This window comes from Gemmiger formicilis, assembly GCF_016901605.1.
Classification (GTDB): Bacteria; Bacillota; Clostridia; order Oscillospirales; family Ruminococcaceae; genus Gemmiger; species Gemmiger formicilis_B.
The window spans coordinates 1-1,860 of record NZ_JACJKP010000290.1 but is presented as its reverse complement, the minus strand read 5'-3'; the positions used below and the strand labels follow the sequence as shown (position 1 = coordinate 1,860).

The 1,860-nt window shown below is 48.9% G+C and carries 5 protein-coding genes; 1 reads left to right on the top strand and 4 read right to left on the bottom strand.

Translation table 11 applies throughout. The features are described 5' to 3' along the window. Positions 1–44 precede the first annotated feature (44 nt). Positions 45–245: a hypothetical protein gene (locus tag H6B10_RS14270; RefSeq protein ID WP_087242542.1), complete on the bottom strand. Its 201-nt coding sequence runs from the start codon at positions 243–245 to the stop codon at positions 45–47. A gap of 36 nt (positions 246–281) precedes the next feature. Beyond that, the gene (locus H6B10_RS14265) at positions 282–719 is read right to left on the bottom strand and encodes a hypothetical protein (RefSeq protein ID WP_204652207.1); all 438 of its coding nucleotides are present in this window, start codon (positions 717–719) and stop codon (positions 282–284) included. 116 nt (positions 720–835) lie between these two features. Here H6B10_RS14265 and H6B10_RS14260 point away from each other — a divergent pair, with 116 nt between their 5' ends. Then, positions 836–1,027 (top strand): helix-turn-helix domain-containing protein, encoded by a 192-nt coding sequence (locus H6B10_RS14260; RefSeq protein WP_204652206.1) that lies wholly within the window; start codon positions 836–838, stop codon positions 1,025–1,027. Positions 1,028–1,106: 79 nt separating this feature from the next. Here H6B10_RS14260 and H6B10_RS14255 read toward each other — a convergent pair whose 3' ends face one another. Both H6B10_RS14255 and H6B10_RS14250 read right to left on the bottom strand, forming a co-directional pair. Then, a complete protein-coding gene (locus H6B10_RS14255) occupies positions 1,107–1,397 on the bottom strand; it encodes a CD1845 family protein (RefSeq protein ID WP_204652208.1) in 291 nt (96 codons plus the stop codon). Between the two features lie 165 nt (positions 1,398–1,562). After that, a partial coding sequence (locus H6B10_RS14250; protein ID WP_204652205.1) for a plasmid mobilization protein occupies positions 1,563–1,860 on the bottom strand: 298 nt, incomplete at its 5' end.

The window sequence follows — 1,860 nt, the reverse complement described above, 5'->3', positions numbered from 1 at the left end:
GCCGCCCATGTACTCTATCCCCTTTTGGCACCACTCATAGGTACTCAGGCCAATGCCTGCCGCCCAATCCGCTTCGATAATATATGACTGTCTGCATCGTAAAATTCTGTCGCCGCCTGTAATAAGCCGTTGATCAGTGTGTCAGGATCTTCGTTGCCACGCTGGGCTTCTTCCAGCAGTTTCAGCGCTCTCAAAAAATGACGGGCATATTCCATTTCCATGTGTTCCTTCTGATATGTGCTCATCCTTTTCACTCCCTATTACAAAAAAAGTGGGCAGCCTCAGCTGTCCACTTCATCAAAATATGAAATAATCTGTTTTTTCTTCTTTCTGGCGCACCGCAGCGTTGCGGCGGCTCCGCCCCAATCATGGAGAACATAGGCCACCACGACATCACTGGTTTCTACCATCCAGCGGTTTCTGTGAGAAATCGCAAAACGGCGTGGCACAGTTTCCAGAGGCGGATATACCGTACTGTCATAGCCAGAAGTATCCCGTTTCGTGTCGAAATATGCAAGGACAAGAATCAGCTCGATCTCTGGGTGCTGTGTTTTCTGTTTTCGTAGAACTGCCGCAGCCAAACTGTCAAAGGCTCCGTATCCACCAAGATAAAATATGTTTACGCCTTGCTCAATTAGATGCAGGGTCACGGCATACAGCCATTTTTCTACATCTGCTGACTGAGAAATCTGCGCGTGTCCACAAAAAGTTGCTGTCATTTTCATCACTCCATTATAGTGATTATAATCACTATAATGGAAAGCGGCAAACCCCATATAATATTCAAAAATGGGGTGATGCAGTGCCGATCTCTTTTCGTCCGATGCGGCAGCTCATGGAAAGCAATCACATCTCATTCTACCGCTTGGCCAATGAAGGAATCGATGCGCAAACCTTGCAGAGAATACGGCACGATAAGCCCGTTACCACTGATACGCTTGGGAAAATTTGCAGCATCATGAAATGCCAGCCCGGAGATTTGATTGAATATATCGAAGATGCTTGTGAGCCTGATTCTGCCGAATAATAAAATCGCAAATAACTGTTATAATTAACCTGCCACTTTAAGGAATAGCGTCCTCTCCGTCGTGGGGAGGACGCTGTTTTTATTCGTAGACCAAATCCTGTATGGCAAACTTCAAATTCTGCACCTTACCCAGCAGCCAAAATGCCAGCTGCGGCAGTCCAAACGGGCTGATGAGGAACGCAATCACCAGCAGAATGAGGCCGTTTTGCGGGGAGTATGTCACCAGAACCGCCACGCCCAACAGGGCGATCACCATGCTGAGAAGCCCCAACACCAAGCCGGATACATAGACCAGACCCACACAAATCCAAATAGTTACGGTGAGAAGCAGCACCACCGGTGCAACTACGATCTTCAAAATCAGTTTCATAAAACCAACTAGCAAACCCACAAAACGTCACCTCCAGTTGTATTCTAAATCCATTATGAATTATTTTCTGCCTAACATCAAGGATGCGGACAAAAAGAAAAAGCGGAGGGAGGCGCGGCGAAAAGAACGCCATTCCTCCCTCCGCAGTTGGGGTATTTATCCCTGTCACGAAAGATTGGAGAGCTGGGTCAGGATTTCCCTCACACCCTCCCATAACTGTTCCTGCCGCTGGGCTATATCCTCCAGGTCAGCATCGTAGACACGCCCAGTTTCATGCACGCGGCGGGTGAGCTGATTCAGATTGTTGCTGCTCCGGCGCAGCAGGGACACAAGCTCCTTCAGCTCCGGCAAGTCCAGCTGCACCACATAACCGTCCAGGGCCATCTTCCGCAGATAGGCTTCTCGGTTTCTCGTCCCAATTTGGGACATTTTCTGCTCGATCAGCGCCAGTTCCTCCGGGGAG